This is a genomic window from Microbacterium sp. OVT16B (genome assembly GCF_019969705.1).
GTDB classification, from domain to species: domain Bacteria; phylum Actinomycetota; class Actinomycetes; order Actinomycetales; family Microbacteriaceae; genus Microbacterium; species Microbacterium natoriense.
The window spans coordinates 1,970,666-1,988,314 of sequence record NZ_JAHXZA010000001.1; the positions used below are offsets into that span (position 1 = coordinate 1,970,666).

Below are 17,649 nucleotides of genomic sequence, written 5' to 3' on the forward strand. Positions count from 1 at the left end.
CCGCATTGTCCGACGCAGCGGGAAGGATGCTGGCATGCCCGCACCTCACGTCGATCTCCGCGATCTCATGCAGATCACGGATGCGGGAGGCTATACGCGCGGACTGGCGTACTTCCGTGAGGGCAACGTCCTCGATCTGATCTGGCACGAGGATCGCCAGGAGCTCGAGGCATATGTGAAGGGCAGCGCAGGAGCGCAGTACCTGTGCGAGGTCACCTTCATCTCGTCCGGTGGCAAGAGACGAGTCCGCTCCACGCGTTGCTCGTGCCCGGTCCGCACGGCGTGCAAGCATGTCGTGGCCGCGCTGCTCGCGTCGAACGTGCACGAGTACGCCCAGCAGGCGGGGGCGAGGGCCGTCGATCCGGTCGCGGAGCCCGCTGCGGAGGCTCCCGCGGCTCCCGCAGCCTCGTGGCGATCGCTGATCGGCCCAGCGGTCGCCGCGCACACCCAGTCGCTCGCGCTCGGCGTCGAGCTGCGCCACCGCGAGTCGCGCGGCGACAACCACTGGGCGCCGCGGGCGGTGCGCCCCGCGACGCCTCGAGATCTCGCCAAGCCGTCGGGAGAGCTTCTGCTCGCGATCCGTCCGCTGATGCGCAGCCACCAGACCGGCTCGTGGATCCAAGGGCACGCGGGCTGGGATGTGGTGCGTAGGGACGTGTCGCAGTTCGGCAGGGTCCAGAACCGCTGGTTCGGCGACCTGCTCAGCATCTCCCGCGACTCGCTGCTCTCGGGGAACGCCGGCGAGTGGCTGGTCGTCGACCAGATCGAGTCGACGCTGCTGTGGGGCCATCTGCGCGCCGGGGCGGCGCTGGGCATCCCGCTGGTGCCGAGTCAGAAGAGCGCGACGGTGCGCCTCGCCGAGCGGGCCGAGGTGGCCGCATCCATCACCCGCCCCGACGGCGGTGATCTGCGCGTCGCCGCGGAGGTGGCGATCGACGGCCGCGCCGTCCCCTCAGCCGAGGTGCACCCGATCGGACGCACGGGCGTGTACTCCGCCACCCTCATCGGCAATCGGATGGAGATCGTCCTCGCCGAGGCGCCGCTCAGCGAGCAGATGCACGCACTGCTGAGCGCGCGGCTGCCCATCGAGGTGCCCGCCGAAGAGGAGTCCGCGTTCGTCGAGAACGCCTACCCGCTGCTGGCCAGGCGAGTGCCCGTCCGCACTGCCGGTGCGGTGTCGCTGCCGGAGATCCCGGCGCCGGAGGCGGTGCTGAATCTCGCCTTCGAGCGGGGCGATGTCGTGAGCTACTCGTTCGAGTGGTCGTACGGCGGGTTCGGCAGGGTCCCCTTCGAGGCGGGGAGCGCTGCGGTGCGCGATCCTGCGGCGGAGTCGGAGAAGCGCGCCCTGCTCGAATCCGTCTGGCAGGAGCACTCGACCACGCGCTTCGCGCCGACCGGTTCCTTCCACGACATCGACGCCGCGGCCTTCGTCGCGCAGGTGGTCCCCGCGTTCGAGGCCGTCGGCGTCATCGTCGCGACCACGGGCACGCGCAAGGAGTACCGGGAGCTGACGGGAGACCCCGAGGTCAAGGTGACGACGCTCGAGACCACCGACTCCGACTGGTTCGATCTCGGGATACTCGTCACGATCGACGGAAGGAGCATTCCCTTCGGGCCGCTCTTCACCGCGCTCAGCAAGGGCAGGAAGAAGCTGCTGCTCTCCGACGGCGGGTACTTCTCGCTCGCGCATCCGGCGCTCGACCGGCTCAGGGAGCTGATCGACGAGGCCGGCGAGCTCGACGAGTGGGAGACCGGTCCGCGGATCAGCCGCTACCAGACCGACCTCTGGGAGGAGTTCGAGGACCTGGCCGACGAGGCCCAGCCGGCGGTGAGCTGGCGCTCGACGGCGGAGGGACTCCGCCAGGCGACCGGAGTGCCGCCGACGCCGGTGCCGTCCGGCCTGCACGCCGAGCTCAGGCCGTACCAGAAGACGGGCTTCGACTGGCTGGCGTTCCTCTGGCGGCACCGGCTCGGCGGCATCCTCGCCGATGACATGGGACTCGGGAAGACGCTGCAGCTGCTGACCTTCGTGCAGCACACCAAGGAGAAGGGGGAGAAGCGGGCGTTCCTCGTGCTCGCCCCCACCTCGGTCCTCAGCACCTGGAAGTCCGAGGCTGCGCGCTTCACTCCGGGGCTGCGGGTTGCAATCGTCGACAGCACGAGCGGGCGTCGCACAGGCCGGTTGGCGGATGCCGCGGCATCCGCCGACATCGTCGTGAGCTCGTACACGGTCGCCCGGCTCGATGAGAGGGAGTTCGGCTCGGTCGACTGGGCGGGGCTGATCCTCGACGAGGCGCAGTTCGTGAAGAACCCGAAGACCAAGCTGCACAGAGCCATCTCGGCCTTCCGAGCCGATGTCACCTACGCGGTCACCGGCACCCCGATGGAGAACAGCCTCTCCGAGCTCTGGTCGCTCCTGAAGCTCGCGGCGCCCGGGCTCTTCCCGTCGGCGCGGAAGTTCCGCGATCGCTACATCCAGCCGATCGAGAAGGGCAAGGTGCCCGAGAACGAGGAGGGCGGGGAGTACCGCCAGCGCCGGCTCGCCCAGCTGCGCCGCCGCATCCGCCCGCTCATGCTCCGCCGCACGAAGGAGCTCGTCGCGTCGGATCTGCCCCCGAAGCAGGAGCAGGTGCTCGAGGTCGAGATGAGCCCCGCGCATCGCGCGCTCTACGACGTCGTGCTGCAGCGGGAACGCCAGAAGGTCCTCGGTCTGCTGGACGACCTCGACCGCAACCGGTTCATCGTGTTCCGCTCGCTGACGCTCATGCGGATGCTGAGCCTCGCGCCGGAGCTCATCGATGAGAACGATGCGCACATCGGATCGAGCAAGCTCGACACCCTGCTCGAACGCGTCGTCGAGCTGCAGGCCGAGGGGCACCGCGCCCTGGTGTTCAGCCAGTTCACGTCGTTCCTCGACCTCGCCGCGGCGCGTCTCGATGCGGCCGGCATCCCGTACGCGCACCTCGACGGCTCCACGCGCCGTCGCCAGGATGTCATCGACGGATTCAAATCGGGGCAGCAGCCCGTGTTCCTGATCAGCCTGAAGGCCGGCGGGTTCGGACTGACGCTCACCGAGGCCGACTACGTGTTCCTGCTGGACCCGTGGTGGAATCCCGCCGCCGAGGAACAGGCGATTGACCGCACGCACCGCATCGGCCAGACCAGCCAGGTGTTCGTCTACCGGATGATCTCGTCGGGGACGATCGAGGAGAAGGTGCTGGAGCTCCAGCAGCGCAAGGCGCGTCTGTTCACCGCGGTGATGGACGACGACGAGCTCTTCGCGCAGTCGCTCACCGCCGACGACATCCGCGGTCTCTTCGACGAGTAGACCCTCCGGGTCAGTACTCCCGGAACGCGGAGGCCTGTGCACGCTGGGTCGCAGTGGCCTGGGGGTTCAGGCCCGCGCACCAGCTCGGATAGACCCGGAAACCGCGCTTTCCCGACGTGCGCCCTGCCGTGATGCCGAGTCGGGAGAGGTCCGCCGCAGCGAACCGGAAGACGCCGCGACGGTCGTCCTGCTCCACGAACACGAGCAGGCCCGCCGCTGGGTCCTGCTCGTCGAACGGTGCGGTCTTCCCCGCGGCGTCGCGCCGCCAGAAGGCGAGGAATGCTCCCGGTTTCGTCGGGGTGACGCGGGCGGTGCGGATGTGCCAGAGGTCGCCGTCGATCCGCACGGCGCCCGACTCGTAGTCGCCGTTCTGCTCCTGTGGGGTCACCGCCACGTCCATCCCCAGGATGGACGCATAGGTGTGGAACGCACGGAACTCCATCCGGCCAAGCTATCGCGCGTTCCGGTGACGGGCCGCAGAGGTCCGCCGCCGAGAGGGTCAGTGCGGAGCGGGCATGTCATCCATGACCGCGAACAACTCGGCGTCCGGCGCCGGGCGCGGCGGTTGAGGCCGGGCGGCCTGACGGCGCCGGCCGCGGATGACCAGCAAGATCACGACGGCGGCGATCGCAGCGAGCAGGACGAGCCAGGGGAGTGCCACGCCGATGCCGATCAGCATCGCGCCCCAGAAGGCGACGAATCCGTCCCAGCCGATCGTCAGCGCGTCGCCGAAGTCCTTCGGGGCGGTCTCGACCGGCACGTACTCCGACATGAGGCTTAGCGTGATGGTCGACATGGCCACCTGGTCCTCCAGGGAACGGGACTGGGCCTCCAGCCCCTCCAGCTCGCTCTGGCGCTCGGCGATCGCTGACTCCAGCTCGATCAGGTCCGAGGTCTCGGATGCCGTGCCGAGCCAGTCCGTGTAGCGGGCGATGGAGGCGCGAAGCGTGGTGATCCTGGCGTCGAGGTCGCGCTGCGTCGCGCCCACCTCGGTCGACTCGAGCGCGGTCTCCTTCACGGCGCCCAGCGCGGCGAGGTTGGTGCGGACCTCTTCGATGGCGTCGGCCGGGATTCGCAGGGTGAGCTCGGCAGTGGCCTGTCCGCCGTCCTCGGCGGCGCGTTCGGTCCTTCCGCTGACGCGGCCTCCCACGTCCGACACGATCGACGTGGCGTCCGCCGCCGCGGCGATGGGATCGTCGGCGACGATCGAGATCCGCCCGGTGATCACGACCGCGGTGTCCGGTTCATCGGCCTCGTTCGATGACGCCGCCTCCTGCACCGGGGCCCGACCTCCGCCAGCCGCTTCCGCGCCCCCCGACCCGCCGACGGCGCAGCCCGCGAGGCCCAACCCCGCCAGCGAAGCGAGGACGAGCGCTGTCAGCAGTCTCCGTGTCGTGTTCATAGGGGCAGGGTAGTGAGCGGAGACCGGCGTGCAGCAGGGAGTTCGATCACGATCCGGTCAGGGTTGGGTAACGAGTCCGCAACGCGCGCCGGGGCCGGTGGCGGTGCGTATTCACGGCCGGTCTCCGAGGTCGTCCAGGCGGTCGCCGGTAGACTCTACGGGTCCACTTCGAGAGGAATGCAATGCGGATCACGGGACTCGGCCACGCGGGAATGTTCATCGAGACGGTCGGCGGCAACATCATCTGCGACCCCGTGCTGGGCCCCTCGTTCTTCGGATCCTGGTTCCCGTTCCCCGACAACCGCGCCCTGGACTGGGAGCGCTTCGGAAGGGAGGCGGACTTCCTCTACATCTCGCACAGGCACCGCGACCACTTCGATCCGAAGCTGCTGGAGCGGTACATCCGCAAGGACATCGAGGTGCTCCTGCCCGAGTACCCGATCGACGATCTCGAACAGGACATCCGCGCTCTCGGCTACACGAACATCACCTACGCGCCCGCGGGGGAGATCATCGAGCGCGGGGAGCTCAAGATCATGATCACTCCGCTCCGCGCCCCCAGCGACGGTCCGATTGGCGACTCCTCCCTCAGCGTCGACGACGGCACGGGATCGATGCTGAACCAGAACGACTCGCACCCCCTCGACCTCGAGAAGCTGCTCCACTTCGGAACCCCTGACGCGTACTTCACGCAGGTCTCCGGCGCCATCTGGTGGCCGATGGTCTACGACCTTCCGCTCGACGCCAAGCAGAACTTCGCGAAGCTCAAGCGCGACGCGCAGAACAAGCGCGCCATGTACTACATCGAGAAGGTCGACGCCCCGCACGTCTTCCCCATGGCGGGTCCCCCCATGTTCCTGCGCGACGACCTGTTCGACTTCAACGGGCTCGGCAAGAACGGCGAGTCGATCTTCACCGATCAGAAGCAGTTCCTCGCCCACATGAAGGAGCTCGCGCCGCAGTACGACGGCCAGCTGTTCATCCCCGGGACGGTCGTCACCGTCGAGGGCGGCGAGGTCTCGACCGCGCAGACGCTGTACTCGGATGCCGAGATCGCCCACATCTTCGACGAGAAGTGGGACTACCTCGAGGAGCAGCGGGCGAGCAGGCAGCAGGAGATCCGCGACGAGGAGGCCTCCCGCGCGGAGATCATCCCGCCCGCGGAGATGCTCGAGGCGATCAAGACCTGGTGGGAGCCGCTGCTCAAGAAGTCGCGCACCATCCGGCTCGGCGTCGGCGGCTGCGTGCGGTTCCGCATCGGCGATCTCGACATGGTGGTCGACTTCCCTCGGGCGAAGGTCCGCGAGTACGCGGGGGAGGAGTGCATCTACTGGTACACGATCCCCGCAGACCTCGTCTCCACGAACATCGTCGACCACGAGATCGACTGGTCGAACTCGATCTTCCTGTCTATGCAGTTCTCCGTCGGCCGCAGCGGGAAGTTCAACGAGTTCCTCACGACCTTCCTCAAGTGCCTCTCGGTCGATCGGATCGAGTACGTCGAGAACTGGTACCAGGAGCAGACCGATCAGACCGAGGACGCCGAGGTCGGCGGGTGGGTCGTGCAGCGGCGCTGCCCGCACCTGCGCGCCGATCTCACCCGCACGGGCACGGTCGACGAGGACGGCATCCTCACCTGCAGCATGCACGACTGGAAGTGGGACCTGAAGTCCGGACGCTGCCTGTCGACCAGCGGCCACCCGATCCGCGCGAAGCGCATCGACGAGTCCGCCGACGAGGAGCTGCTCCCCACGAGCTGACGTCCAGGGGCCCCGGCTCCGATAGACTGGATCTGCAAACAACCTTTAAGACCGTCCTGTGAGGCGGAGAAGGGAGTGGCTGATGAGTGCACGCACTGTGCTGCACCACGCCGACATCTCGCGGGCTCTGACCCGCATCGCCCACGAGATCCTCGAGTCCAATCGAGGCGCCGAGGACCTCGTCCTCCTGGGCATCCCGACCCGCGGCGTCACCCTCGCCCGTCGCCTCGCGCTCGTGATCAGCGAGATCGCCCAGACGCCGGTGCCCTCCGGTGCGCTCGACGTCACGCTGTTCCGCGATGACCTCTCGAAGCATCCGACGCGGTCTCCGCATCCCACCGAGATCCCGGCCGGTGGCATCGATGGCAAGACCGTGGTGCTCGTGGACGACGTGCTCTTCTCGGGACGCAGCATCCGTGCGGCCCTCGACGCCCTGCAGTCGATAGGGCGGCCGTCGATCGTCCGTCTCGCGATCCTCATCGATCGTGGGCACCGTGAGCTGCCCATCCGCCCCGACTTCATCGGCAAGAACATCCCGTCCTCCCGTCAGGAGCGCGTCAACGTGCGTCTGATCGAGAACGACGGCGCCGAGGAGGTGACGATCGAGGCATGAGGCACCTGCTCGACACCAAGAACCTCGACAGAGCGACCGCCCTGCGCATCCTCGACGTCGCCGAGGACATGGCCGACACCCAGTCGCGCGAGGTCAAGAAGCTGCCGACCCTGCGCGGCAAGACCGTCGTGAACCTCTTCTTCGAGGACTCCACGCGCACCCGCATCTCGTTCGAGGCCGCAGCCAAGCGCCTCTCCGCCGACGTCATCAACTTCGCCGCGAAGGGGTCGAGCGTGTCCAAGGGCGAGAGCCTGAAGGACACCGCACAGACCCTCGAGGCCATCGGAGCGGATGCCGTCGTCGTGCGGCATCCCTCGTCGGGCGCACCGCAGACGCTCGCCACAAGCGGGTGGATCTCCGCCGGGGTCGTGAATGCCGGCGACGGCACGCACGAGCACCCCACGCAGGCTCTCCTGGACGCGTACACGATCCGCAAGCGCAGGTTCGGCGCCGACAGCCGCGGGCGCGATCTCAGCGGCATCCGCGTGGTCATCGTCGGCGACGTGCTGCACTCGCGCGTCGCTCGCTCCAACGTCTGGCTGCTCAGCACCCTGGGTGCGGAGGTCACTCTGGTCTCGCCGCCGACCCTCGTTCCGCAGAACGTCTCCCTCTGGCCGGCGAAGGTCGTCTACGACCTCGATCAGGCGCTGGCCGATGGGCCGGACGCCGTGATGATGCTGCGCATCCAGCTGGAACGCATGAACGCCGCGTATTTCCCGACTGAGCGGGAGTATTCCAGGCGCTGGGGCCTCGACGCACTGCGCGTGGCCGGTCTCCCGGACGGTAGCATTGTGATGCACCCCGGGCCCATGAACCGCGGGTTGGAGATCTCCTCTGAAGCCGCCGACTCCGCGCGTTCCACCGTGCTGGAGCAGGTGACGAACGGAGTCTCCATCCGGATGGCTGTGCTGTACCTGCTGCTGGCAGGAGAACGAGACGACGAACGAGGGGGAGACCTGTGAGCGAGACCCTCGTCATCACCGGCGCGCAGCTTCTCGGTGCCGAGAGCGCCGACATCATCGTGGAGAACGGGGTGATCTCCGAGATCGGCTCCGGTCTCACCCGCGCGGGTGCTCGCGTGATCGACGCCGCAGGGCTGGTGGCCCTGCCCGGTCTCGTCGATCTGCACACCCACCTCCGCGAACCCGGCTACGAGGCCTCCGAGACGATCCTCACCGGTACCCGCGCTGCGGCGGCCGGCGGATTCACGGCGGTCTTCGCCATGCCGAACACCTCGCCCGTCGCCGACACCGCCGGCGTCGTCGAGCAGGAGCTCGCCCTCGGCGAGGCCGCCGGCTATGCGACCGTCCAGCCGATCGGCGCGGTCACCGTCGGCCAGAAGGGCGAACGCCTCGCCGAACTCGGCGCCATGGCGACGTCCAGGGCGCAGGTGCGGGTCTTCAGCGACGACGGCTTCTGCGTCTTCGATCCGCTGATCATGCGCAGGGCGCTGGAGTACGTGAAGTCGTTCGACGGCGTCATCGCCCAGCACGCACAGGATCCTCGCCTCACCGAGGGTGCGCAGATGAACGAGGGCTCGGTCTCCGCCGAGCTCGGACTCGCCGGCTGGCCCGCGGTCGCCGAGGAGTCGATCATCGCGCGCGACGTGCTGCTCGCCGAGCACGTCGGCTCCCGGCTGCACGTCTGCCATCTCTCGACCGCCGGATCAGTGGACATCATCCGCTGGGCGAAGAAGCGGGGCATCAACGTCACCGCCGAGGTCACCCCGCATCACCTGCTCCTCACGGACGAACTGGTGCGCGGCTACGACGCGCGGTACAAGGTCAACCCGCCGCTGCGTCGTCAGGAGGACGTGCTGGCCGTGCGCGAGGGCCTCGCCGACGGCACGATCGACATCGTCGCCACGGACCACGCCCCGCACCCCAGCGAGCACAAGGCGTGCGAGTGGCAGGCCGCGGCCAACGGCATGGTGGGTCTGGAGAGCGCACTGCGGGTCGTGCACCAGTCGATGGTGCAGACCGGCCTCATCGGCTGGGCGGATGTCGCCAGGGTCATGAGCGCCGCGCCGGCGAGGATCGGCCGCCTGGCGGGCCACGGCACGCCGCTCGAGGTCGGGCAGCCCGCGCAGCTCGCGCTCTACGACGCCTCGATCGCCGGGGTGTTCACGGAGTCCGACCTGCACGGCCGCAGCGTGAACTCGCCCTACCTGGGCCGCGACCTGCCGGGGCGCGTGCAGTTCACCGTGCACGGCGGCGTCGTGACGGTCGCCGACGGCGCAGTGGTCGCGGAGCTCGGCGCGTGACCCGCGAGGTGGCGATCACCCTCACGATCGTCCTGGCGCTGCTGGTGCTGGGCGCGATGACGTTCGCCTGGCGTCGACGTCTTCGTCGGGATTCGGGGCTCTCCGCCCCGCTCGGGGTCCCCGAGCACGCAGAGGTCACCCATCGTCGCGAGGTGCTCTACGTCTCGACCACGAAGCACGACCAGCCTCTCGAACGGCTGACCATCTCCCCGCTGGCGTACCGCGCCCGAGGCGAGGCGGCCGTCACCGACCGCGGACTCGCACTCTGCCTCGACGGGGCTCCGACGGTCTTCGTCGCGGCATCCCGACTCGTCTCGGTCGACCGCGCGACGGTCACGATCGACCGCGTCGTCGAGCCGGGCGGTCTGGTCCGAGTCGCCTGGAACGCCGACGACGACACGATCGTCGACTCCTATCTGCGCGTCGCCGACGGCGACCCCACCACCTTCATCACCGAACTGCAGCGGATCGTTCCCGCCGCCCCCGATTCAGGAGCCACATCATGACCTCCCTGCCAGAACCCGCCGTCCTCGTCCTCGAAGACGGCACCCGCCACACCGGCCGCGCGTACGGAGCCATCGGCACGACGCTCGGAGAGGTCGTGTTCGCGACCGGCATGTCCGGATACCAGGAGACGCTCACCGACCCGTCCTATGCGGGTCAGATCGTGCTGCAGACGGCCCCGCACATCGGAAACACCGGCATGAACGACGAGGACCCCGAGTCCCGACGCATCTGGGTGGCCGGGTACATCGTGCGCGACCCCTCGCGCGTCGTGTCGAACTGGCGCGCCAACGCCTCGCTCGACGAGACGCTCGTCGAGGACGGCGTGGTCGGCATCAGCGGCATCGACACCCGTTCCATCACCCGTCACATCCGGTCGGCCGGCTCCATGCGCGGCGGCATCTTCTCGGGAGAGGCCGCCGGCCTCGACGCGGAGGAGCAGGTGCGCATCGTCCGCGAGGCGCCGCAGATGGCTGGACAGAACCTGTCCGCTCAGGTGTCTGTCGACGTCGCCACGGTGACCTCGGCGATGGGACAGCGCATCGGCAATCTCGCCGTGCTCGACCTCGGCGTCAAGCAGGCCACGATCGACAACCTCGCGGCCCGCGGCTTCGAGGTGCACGTGCTGCCGCAGAACTCGACGATCGACGACATCCGCGCGGTCGACCCCGTCGCGGTCTTCTACTCGAACGGACCCGGTGACCCCGCCGCCTCCGACGCGCACGTCGGGCTGCTCCGCAGCGTGCTCGACGACGGACTGCCGTTCTTCGGCATCTGCTTCGGCAACCAGCTGCTGGGGCGCGCCCTCGGTCTGGGCACGTACAAGCTCCCGTTCGGGCACCGCGGCATCAACCAGCCCGTCCTCGACAAGTCCACGGGGCGCGTCGAGATCACCGCTCACAACCACGGCTTCGCCGTCGAGGCGCCCCTGGACGGCGCGTTCGACAGCCCCAACGGCTACGGCAAGGTCGAGGTCAGCCACATCGGCCTCAACGACAACGTCGTGGAGGGCCTGCGCGCCCTCGACATCCCCGCGTTCTCCGTGCAGTACCACCCGGAAGCCGCGGCCGGACCGCACGACGCCAACTACCTCTTCGACCGATTCGCGGCGATGGTCCGCGAGAACAAGGACGCCAAGTAATGCCCAAGCGCGACGACATCACCTCCGTCCTCGTCATCGGATCCGGCCCGATCGTCATCGGTCAGGCCTGCGAGTTCGACTACTCCGGCACCCAGGCGTGCCGCGTGCTCCGCGAGGAGGGCGTCCGCGTCATCCTCGTCAACTCGAACCCGGCGACGATCATGACCGACCCCGACTTCGCGGACGCGACGTACATCGAGCCGATCACCCCCGAGGTCATCGAGACGATCATCGCGAAGGAGCGGCCCGACGCCATCCTCCCGACGCTCGGCGGACAGACCGCCCTCAACGCCGCGATGGAGCTGGACGCCCGCGGCATCCTCGCCAAGTACGACGTCGAGCTGATCGGCGCCAAGGTCGATGCCATCAAGAAGGGCGAGGATCGCCAGATCTTCAAGCAGCTCGTCCTCGACGCCGGTGCCGACGTCGCACGCAGCGTCATCGCGCACACGATGGACGACCTGCTCGCGGGCGCCGCCGAGCTCGGGTACCCGCTGGTGGTCCGTCCTTCGTTCACGATGGGCGGCCTCGGCTCCGGCTTCGCGTACGACGAGGAGGACCTCCGTCGCATCGGCGGCGCGGGTCTGCGGGACTCGCCGACCACCGAGGTGCTCCTGGAGGAGTCCATCCTCGGCTGGAAGGAGTACGAGCTCGAGCTCATGCGCGACACGGCCGACAACACCGTCGTGGTGTGCTCCATCGAGAACGTCGACCCTGTCGGCGTGCACACGGGTGACTCGATCACGGTGGCCCCCGCCCTCACGCTCACCGACCGCGAGTACCAGAAGCTCCGCGACATCGGCATCGACATCATCCGCGCCGTGGGCGTCGACACGGGCGGCTGCAACATCCAGTTCGCCGTCGACCCCTCCAACGGACGCATCATCGTCATCGAGATGAACCCGCGCGTGTCCCGCTCGAGCGCGCTCGCCTCGAAGGCGACGGGCTTCCCCATCGCGAAGCTCGCGGCCAAGCTCGCGCTGGGATACCGCCTCGACGAGATCCCGAACGACATCACCGGGGTCACCCCGGCGAGCTTCGAGCCCACGCTCGACTACGTCGTGGTGAAGGTCCCGCGCTTCGCCTTCGAGAAGTTCCCCGCGGCCGACGCCACGCTCACCACGACCATGAAGTCGGTCGGCGAGGCGATGGCCATCGGCCGCAACTACGCGACGGCGCTGCAGAAGGCGCTGCGCTCGCTCGAGAAGCGCGGATCGAGCTTCCACTGGGGCGCGGAGGACCGCACGGTCGACGAGCTCCTGGAGATCTCGAAGATCCCGACCGACGGTCGCATCGTCACGCTGCAGCAGGCGCTGCGCAAGGGCGCCACCGTCGAGCAGGCCTTCGAGGCGACGGCCATCGATCCGTGGTTCCTCGACCAGATCGTCCTGATCAACGAGGTCGCCGAGCTCGTCCGCACCGCGGAGGAGCTGGACGCCGCCACCCTCCGCTACGCGAAGGAGCACGGCTTCTCCGACGCCCAGCTGGCGCAGCTCCGCGGCACGACGGAGGCCGAGGTCCGCGGCGTTCGCCACGGACTGGGCATCCGGCCCGTGTACAAGACGGTCGACACCTGCGCGGGCGAGTTCCCCGCGCTCACGCCGTACCACTACTCGAGCTACGACTTCGAGTCGGAGGTGGCGCCGTCCGAGCGGACCAAGGTCGTCATCATCGGGTCCGGTCCGAACCGCATCGGTCAGGGCGTCGAGTTCGACTACTCCTGCGTCCACGCGTCCTTCGCGCTGTCGGACGCCGGATTCGAGACCGTCATGGTCAACTGCAACCCGGAGACCGTGTCCACCGACTACGACACCTCCGACCGCCTCTACTTCGAGCCGCTGACGCTCGAGGACGTGCTCGAGGTGCTCGACGCCGAGGCTGCGAGCGGCACGATCCTCGGTGTCGTCTGCCAGCTCGGCGGCCAGACGCCCCTCGGCCTCGCCAAGGGCATCGAGGCGGCCGGGTACACCGTGCTCGGGACCAGCCCCGCCGCGATCGACATCGCCGAGGAGCGCGAGCTGTTCTCGCAGCTCCTCGACAAGGCGGGCCTCCTGGCGCCGCGCCACGGCACCGCGATCGACGCGGACGGAGCCGTGGCCGTGGCCGAGGAGATCGGCTACCCCGTGCTCGTGCGCCCGAGCTTCGTGCTCGGCGGACGCGGCATGGAGATCGTCTACGGCACCGATGCACTGCGCGACTACTTCGTCCGCACCGCGGGGGAGGTCGTGATCGAGGAGGGCAAGCCGCTCCTGGTCGACCGCTTCCTCGACGACGCGATCGAGCTGGACGTCGACGCGCTGTACGACGGCGTCGAGCTGTACATCGGCGGCGTGATGGAGCACCTGGAGGAGGCCGGCATCCACTCCGGTGACTCCAGCTGCACCCTGCCCCCCGTGTCGCTCGGCCGCGCCGACGTCGACCGTGTCCGTGAGGCGACGCTGGCCATCGCCGAGGGCGTGGGGGTGCGCGGTCTGCTCAACGTGCAGTTCGCGATCAGCGCCGGCGTGCTCTACGTGATCGAGGCGAACCCGCGCGCGAGCCGCACGGTGCCGTTCGTCTCGAAGGCGCTCGGGATCCCGCTCGCGAAGGCCGCCAGCCGCATCATGGCGGGCTCCACGATCGCGGAGCTGAAGGGCGAGGGGATGCTCCCCGCGCAGGACGGATCGCGCGTGCCGCTCGGCTCCCCGGTCGCCGTCAAGGAGGCCGTGCTGCCGTTCAAGCGGTTCCGCACGGCCGACGGCAAGACCGTCGACTCGATCCTCGGCCCGGAGATGCGCTCGACCGGCGAGGTCATGGGCATCGACCGCGACTTCCCGACGGCGTTCGCGAAGAGCCAGGCGGCCGCGTACGGCGGCATGCCGACCTCGGGCACGGTGTTCATCTCGGTGGCCGACTCCGACAAGCGCGCGGTGATCCTTCCGGCGCACCGTCTGCAGCAGCTCGGGTTCACGATCGTCGCGACCGAGGGCACCGCAGAGATCCTGTCCCGCAACGGCATCGCGGTGACCGTGGTGGAGAAGTACAGCGAGACCCAGGAGTCCGGAGCGCGGAACATCGTCGACCTCATCAACGAGGGCGAGATCGACATCGTCGTGAACACGCCCTCCGGTGGGGCGGCGCGCGCCGACGGCTACGAGATCCGCGCGGCGGCCGTCGCCGCCGACAAGGCGCTCTTCACGACCATGGCGGTGCTGGGCGCGGCCGTGAGCGGAATGGACGCCGCACACGAGGGGTTCGAGGTCCGCAGCCTGCAGGAGTACGCCATCGACCGGAAGGCGACGGTGTGAGCGAACGCTTCGGCGAGCGGGTCCGTGCGGCGCTGACCGCACGGGGCCCGCTCTGCGTGGGCATCGATCCGCATGCGGCACTGCTGGACGCGTGGGGTCTGCCCCAGGATGCGGACGGCGTGCGCGAGTTCGGTCTGCGGACGGTGGATGCCGCAGCCGATCGTGTGGGCATCGTGAAGCCGCAGGTGTCGTTCTTCGAGCGCTTCGGCTCGCGGGGGATCGCCGCTCTGGAAGACGTGCTCGCCGCGGCGAGAGCGGCGGACCTGATCGTGATCGCGGACGCCAAGCGCGGCGACATCGGCACGACGATGGATGCCTACGCGGCCGCCTGGCTCACTCCGGGCTCCCCGCTGGAAGCAGATGCGCTCACGGTGAACCCGTTCCTCGGAGTCGGGGCCCTGGACGGTGCGTTCGACCTCGCGGCTGCGGGCGGTAAGGGGCTCTTCGTCCTCGCCTCCACGAGCAACACGGAGGCCGAGCTGCTGCAGCGGTCGGTGTCGGCGACAGGCAGAACCGTATCCGCCGACATCATCGCCGACGTGTCGGCCCGCAACCGGGAGACCGTGCAGGCAGGGGAGTGGGGCGACGTCGGATTCGTCGTCGGCGCCACCGTCGACTGGGCGGATGCCGGGATCTCCGCGTTCTCCCCGGTCGCACCCCTCCTCGCACCCGGCTTCGGCGCGCAGGGGGCGACGCCTGCCGATCTCGTCACCCGGTTCGGACCGATGAGCGACGCCGTCATCGCGAGCGAGAGCCGCAGCATCCTCTCGGCGGGCCCCGAGGGCCTGTCCGCCGCCATCGACGCTCGCGTCGCAGAGTACTCGGAGTCGACACGTGGCTGAGAACCGTTCCGTACCCGAGGTCGATCGGGCAGCCGCAGCGCGCCGGGCCGTCGAGCGCCGTCGCGCGCGCGCCTCGCTCAAGCGCGACCTCACCATGCGCGTGATCACACCGCAGAAGGTCCTGGAGCGCGCGATCGCCGACGCCGACTCGGTCGAGGGATCCATGCGGATCACCGACTTCCTGCTGGCGCTGCCCGCGATCGGCGCGGGCAAGCGCGACCGCATCCTGGACGAGCTGCAGATCTCGCCGGTCAAGCGCCTGGGGGGTCTCGGCGTGCGGCAGCGCGTCGTGCTCGCCGAGTGGCTCGACGGGCGCTTCCCTGTGCTGGAGCCGCGAGGGGGGCGCAGTCGTCTGCTCGTGCTGGCCGGACCCACCGCGGTCGGCAAAGGCACGGTCGCGGCGCACATCCGTGAGAACAACCCCGAGATCCACCTGTCGGTGTCCGCGACGACCCGCGCCCCGCGCCCCGGCGAGATCGACGGCGTGCACTACTACTTCGTCGACGATCCGGAGTTCGACCGTCTCATCGCCGAGGGCGAGCTCCTCGAGTACGCGGTCGTGCACAACCGGTCCCGTTACGGCACCCCGCGTGCACCGATCGACGCGGCTCTGGCCGATGGCAGGACCGTCCTCCTCGAGATCGATCTGCAGGGAGCGCGCCAGGTGCGCAAGGCCGAGCCGGCCGCGACGCTGATCTTCCTGCTGCCTCCGACCTGGGACGAACTCGTCCACCGCCTCGTCGGCCGTGGCACCGAGAACGCCGAGGAGAGGGCCCGCCGCCTGCGCACCGCGAAGGTGGAACTCGCCGCCCAGAACGAGTTCGATCACCTCATCGTGAACGAGGACGTCGCCACCGCCGCCGCGGAGGTCGTAGAATTGTCCTCAGGCTCTGCGCGCTGAGTGCTTTCGCGCGCCCATTGCACCGTCTTCGCGACGAACCCGTCGCCTTATCAGGAGGTCCCATCATGGCCGGACACCACAACAAGGGCATCATCGATCCCCCCATCGACAACCTGCTCGACCGTGTCGACTCCAAGTACGAGCTCGTCATCTACGCGGCGAAGCGCGCGCGTCAGATCAACGACTACTACTCCGACCTGCACGAGGGTAACCTCTTCGACAACGTGGGGCCGCTCGTCGACTCGTCCGTCGAGGACAAGCCGCTGACCATCGCGCTGCACGAGATCAACGAGGACAAGCTCCGCCTGCGTCACGCAGAGTGATATTCGGAGCCGCGCCGCCGCATTGTCGGCGGCGCGGTTCAGAATGGGTTCACACCCTCACACCCTTCGATCCCGTTCTGGAGTCCTGATGAGCGCGCTGCGTCTGTTCACGTCCGAGTCCGTCACCGAAGGGCACCCGGACAAGATCTGCGACCAGATCTCCGACAGCATCCTCGACGCGCTCCTCGCCAAGGACTCCGGCTCCCGCGTCGCCGTGGAGACGCTGGTCACGACCGGCCTCGTCCACGTCGCCGGCGAGATCCGCACCGAGGCGTACGTCGACATCCCCACGATCGTCCGCGACGTCGTGAACGGCATCGGCTACACCTCGAGCGAGACGGGCTTCGACGGCTCCTCGTGCGGTGTGAGCGTCTCGGTGGGCGAGCAGTCGGGTGACATCGCGAGCGGCGTCGACAACGCACAGGAGCACCGCGACGGCACGTCGACCGACCCGCTGGACGGTCTCGGCGCAGGGGACCAGGGCATCATGTTCGGCTTCGCGACGAACGAGACCCCTCAGCTCATGCCGATGGCCGCGTGGACGGCGCACCGCCTCGCGGAGCGCCTGACCGAGGTCCGCCGATCCGGGCTGCTGCCCTTCCTGCGCCCCGACGGCAAGACCCAGGTCACGCTGGGCTACGACGGCTTCACGCCGAAGACCGTCGACGCCGTCGTGCTGTCCACGCAGCACAATCCCGACATCTCCCAGGACGATCTCAAGGCGCAGGTCCGCAAGCACGTCATCGATCCTGTGCTGGCGACGACGGGTCTCGACCTCGACGACGTCACCTTCTACATCAACCCCGCCGGTCCGTTCGTGACCGGAGGACCGAAGGGCGATGCCGGTCTGACCGGACGCAAGATCATCATCGACACCTACGGCGGCGCCGCGAGGCACGGCGGCGGCGCCTTCAGCGGCAAGGACCCGTCCAAGGTCGACCGCTCCGGCGCGTACGCGACCCGCTGGGTCGCGAAGAACGCCGTGGCGGCGGGTCTCGCGGAGCGACTCGAAGTGCAGGTCGCCTACGCGATCGGCGTCGCGCGCCCCGTCGGCCTGTACGTCGAGACGTTCGGCACCGGTGCGGTGTCGGACGACGCCATCATCGCCGCGATCACGAAGGTCTTCGACCTGCGCCCGCAGGCGATCATCGAGGAGCTCGACCTCCTGCGTCCGATCTACGCGCAGACCGCCGCCTACGGGCACTTCGGCCGGGAGCTGCCCGATTTCACGTGGGAGCGCACCGACCGCGCCGAAGAGCTTCGTCGCGCCGCCGGGCTCTGACGG

General features: G+C 69.0%; 14 protein-coding genes. 12 read left to right on the top strand and 2 right to left on the bottom strand.

From position 1 onward, the window contains the following. The first annotated feature begins 34 nt into the window (after positions 1-34). The gene (locus LC438_RS09345; RefSeq protein ID WP_223586405.1) at positions 35-3,328 is read left to right on the top strand and encodes a DEAD/DEAH box helicase; all 3,294 of its coding nucleotides are present in this window, start codon (positions 35-37) and stop codon (positions 3,326-3,328) included. A gap of 10 nt (positions 3,329-3,338) precedes the next feature. On the opposite strand, the gene LC438_RS09350 is transcribed toward LC438_RS09345, so the two are convergent. Together LC438_RS09350 and LC438_RS09355 are read right to left on the bottom strand one after the other, a co-directional pair. Continuing rightward, positions 3,339-3,770 (bottom strand): MepB family protein, encoded by a 432-nt coding sequence (locus LC438_RS09350; protein ID WP_105676322.1) that lies wholly within the window; start codon positions 3,768-3,770, stop codon positions 3,339-3,341. Positions 3,771-3,827: 57 nt separating this feature from the next. Next, a complete protein-coding gene (locus LC438_RS09355) occupies positions 3,828-4,730 on the bottom strand; it encodes a DUF4349 domain-containing protein (protein ID WP_105676320.1) in 903 nt (300 codons plus the stop codon). A gap of 182 nt (positions 4,731-4,912) precedes the next feature. On the opposite strand from LC438_RS09355, the gene LC438_RS09360 reads away from it, so the two are divergent. From LC438_RS09360 to metK, 11 genes are all read left to right on the top strand, one after another. Then, the gene (locus tag LC438_RS09360; RefSeq protein ID WP_105676319.1) at positions 4,913-6,490 is read left to right on the top strand and encodes a Rieske 2Fe-2S domain-containing protein; all 1,578 of its coding nucleotides are present in this window, start codon (positions 4,913-4,915) and stop codon (positions 6,488-6,490) included. A gap of 82 nt (positions 6,491-6,572) precedes the next feature. Continuing rightward, entirely contained in the window at positions 6,573-7,103 is a 531-nt protein-coding gene (pyrR, locus tag LC438_RS09365) for a bifunctional pyr operon transcriptional regulator/uracil phosphoribosyltransferase PyrR (RefSeq protein WP_105676318.1), read from the top strand. Beyond that, entirely contained in the window at positions 7,100-8,065 is a 966-nt protein-coding gene (locus tag LC438_RS09370; RefSeq protein ID WP_105676317.1) for an aspartate carbamoyltransferase catalytic subunit, read from the top strand. Before pyrR ends, LC438_RS09370 begins: the two co-directional genes overlap by 4 nt. Continuing rightward, positions 8,062-9,366, top strand: coding sequence for a dihydroorotase (locus tag LC438_RS09375; protein ID WP_105676316.1), 1,305 nt, complete (start codon positions 8,062-8,064; stop codon positions 9,364-9,366). The genes LC438_RS09370 and LC438_RS09375 overlap by 4 nt, the downstream gene beginning before the upstream one ends. Then, positions 9,363-9,872, top strand: coding sequence for a hypothetical protein (locus LC438_RS09380; protein WP_105676314.1), 510 nt, complete (start codon positions 9,363-9,365; stop codon positions 9,870-9,872). The genes LC438_RS09375 and LC438_RS09380 overlap by 4 nt, the downstream gene beginning before the upstream one ends. Continuing rightward, positions 9,869-11,011 (top strand): glutamine-hydrolyzing carbamoyl-phosphate synthase small subunit, encoded by a 1,143-nt coding sequence (gene carA / locus LC438_RS09385; protein WP_105676312.1) that lies wholly within the window; start codon positions 9,869-9,871, stop codon positions 11,009-11,011. Before LC438_RS09380 ends, carA begins: the two co-directional genes overlap by 4 nt. After that, positions 11,011-14,298 carry a carbamoyl-phosphate synthase large subunit gene (gene carB, locus LC438_RS09390; RefSeq protein WP_105676310.1) on the top strand — a complete coding sequence of 1,096 codons (3,288 nt, stop codon included), beginning with the start codon at positions 11,011-11,013 and terminating at the stop codon, positions 14,296-14,298. Before carA ends, carB begins: the two co-directional genes overlap by 1 nt. Beyond that, on the top strand, positions 14,295-15,140 hold the full coding sequence (pyrF, locus tag LC438_RS09395) for an orotidine-5'-phosphate decarboxylase (protein WP_105676308.1): 846 nt from the start codon (positions 14,295-14,297) through the stop codon (positions 15,138-15,140). The genes carB and pyrF overlap by 4 nt, the downstream gene beginning before the upstream one ends. Further along, positions 15,133-16,041, top strand: coding sequence for a guanylate kinase (gene gmk, locus LC438_RS09400; RefSeq protein ID WP_223586406.1), 909 nt, complete (start codon positions 15,133-15,135; stop codon positions 16,039-16,041). Before pyrF ends, gmk begins: the two co-directional genes overlap by 8 nt. A 65-nt stretch (positions 16,042-16,106) precedes the next feature. Continuing rightward, on the top strand, positions 16,107-16,364 hold the full coding sequence (gene rpoZ, locus LC438_RS09405; protein ID WP_045258544.1) for a DNA-directed RNA polymerase subunit omega: 258 nt from the start codon (positions 16,107-16,109) through the stop codon (positions 16,362-16,364). Between the two features lie 88 nt (positions 16,365-16,452). After that, positions 16,453-17,646, top strand: a complete 1,194-nt coding sequence (gene metK, locus LC438_RS09410; protein ID WP_105676305.1) for a methionine adenosyltransferase — start codon at positions 16,453-16,455, stop codon at positions 17,644-17,646. Positions 17,647-17,649 lie beyond the last annotated feature (3 nt).

Excerpts from the sequence above, each read along its gene's own strand:
- LC438_RS09345 (WP_223586405.1), top strand. The coding sequence starts at position 35 with ATGCCCGCACCTCACGTCGATCTCCGCGATCTCATGCAGATCACGGAT.
- LC438_RS09350 (WP_105676322.1), bottom strand. The coding sequence starts at position 3,770 with ATGGAGTTCCGTGCGTTCCACACCTATGCGTCCATCCTGGGGATGGAC.
- LC438_RS09355 (WP_105676320.1), bottom strand. The coding sequence starts at position 4,730 with ATGAACACGACACGGAGACTGCTGACAGCGCTCGTCCTCGCTTCGCTG.
- LC438_RS09360 (WP_105676319.1), top strand. The coding sequence starts at position 4,913 with ATGCGGATCACGGGACTCGGCCACGCGGGAATGTTCATCGAGACGGTC.
- pyrR (WP_105676318.1), top strand. The coding sequence starts at position 6,573 with ATGAGTGCACGCACTGTGCTGCACCACGCCGACATCTCGCGGGCTCTG.
- LC438_RS09370 (WP_105676317.1), top strand. The coding sequence starts at position 7,100 with ATGAGGCACCTGCTCGACACCAAGAACCTCGACAGAGCGACCGCCCTG.
- carA (WP_105676312.1), top strand. The coding sequence starts at position 9,869 with ATGACCTCCCTGCCAGAACCCGCCGTCCTCGTCCTCGAAGACGGCACC.
- carB (WP_105676310.1), top strand. The coding sequence starts at position 11,011 with ATGCCCAAGCGCGACGACATCACCTCCGTCCTCGTCATCGGATCCGGC.
- rpoZ (WP_045258544.1), top strand. The coding sequence starts at position 16,107 with ATGGCCGGACACCACAACAAGGGCATCATCGATCCCCCCATCGACAAC.
- metK (WP_105676305.1), top strand. The coding sequence starts at position 16,453 with ATGAGCGCGCTGCGTCTGTTCACGTCCGAGTCCGTCACCGAAGGGCAC.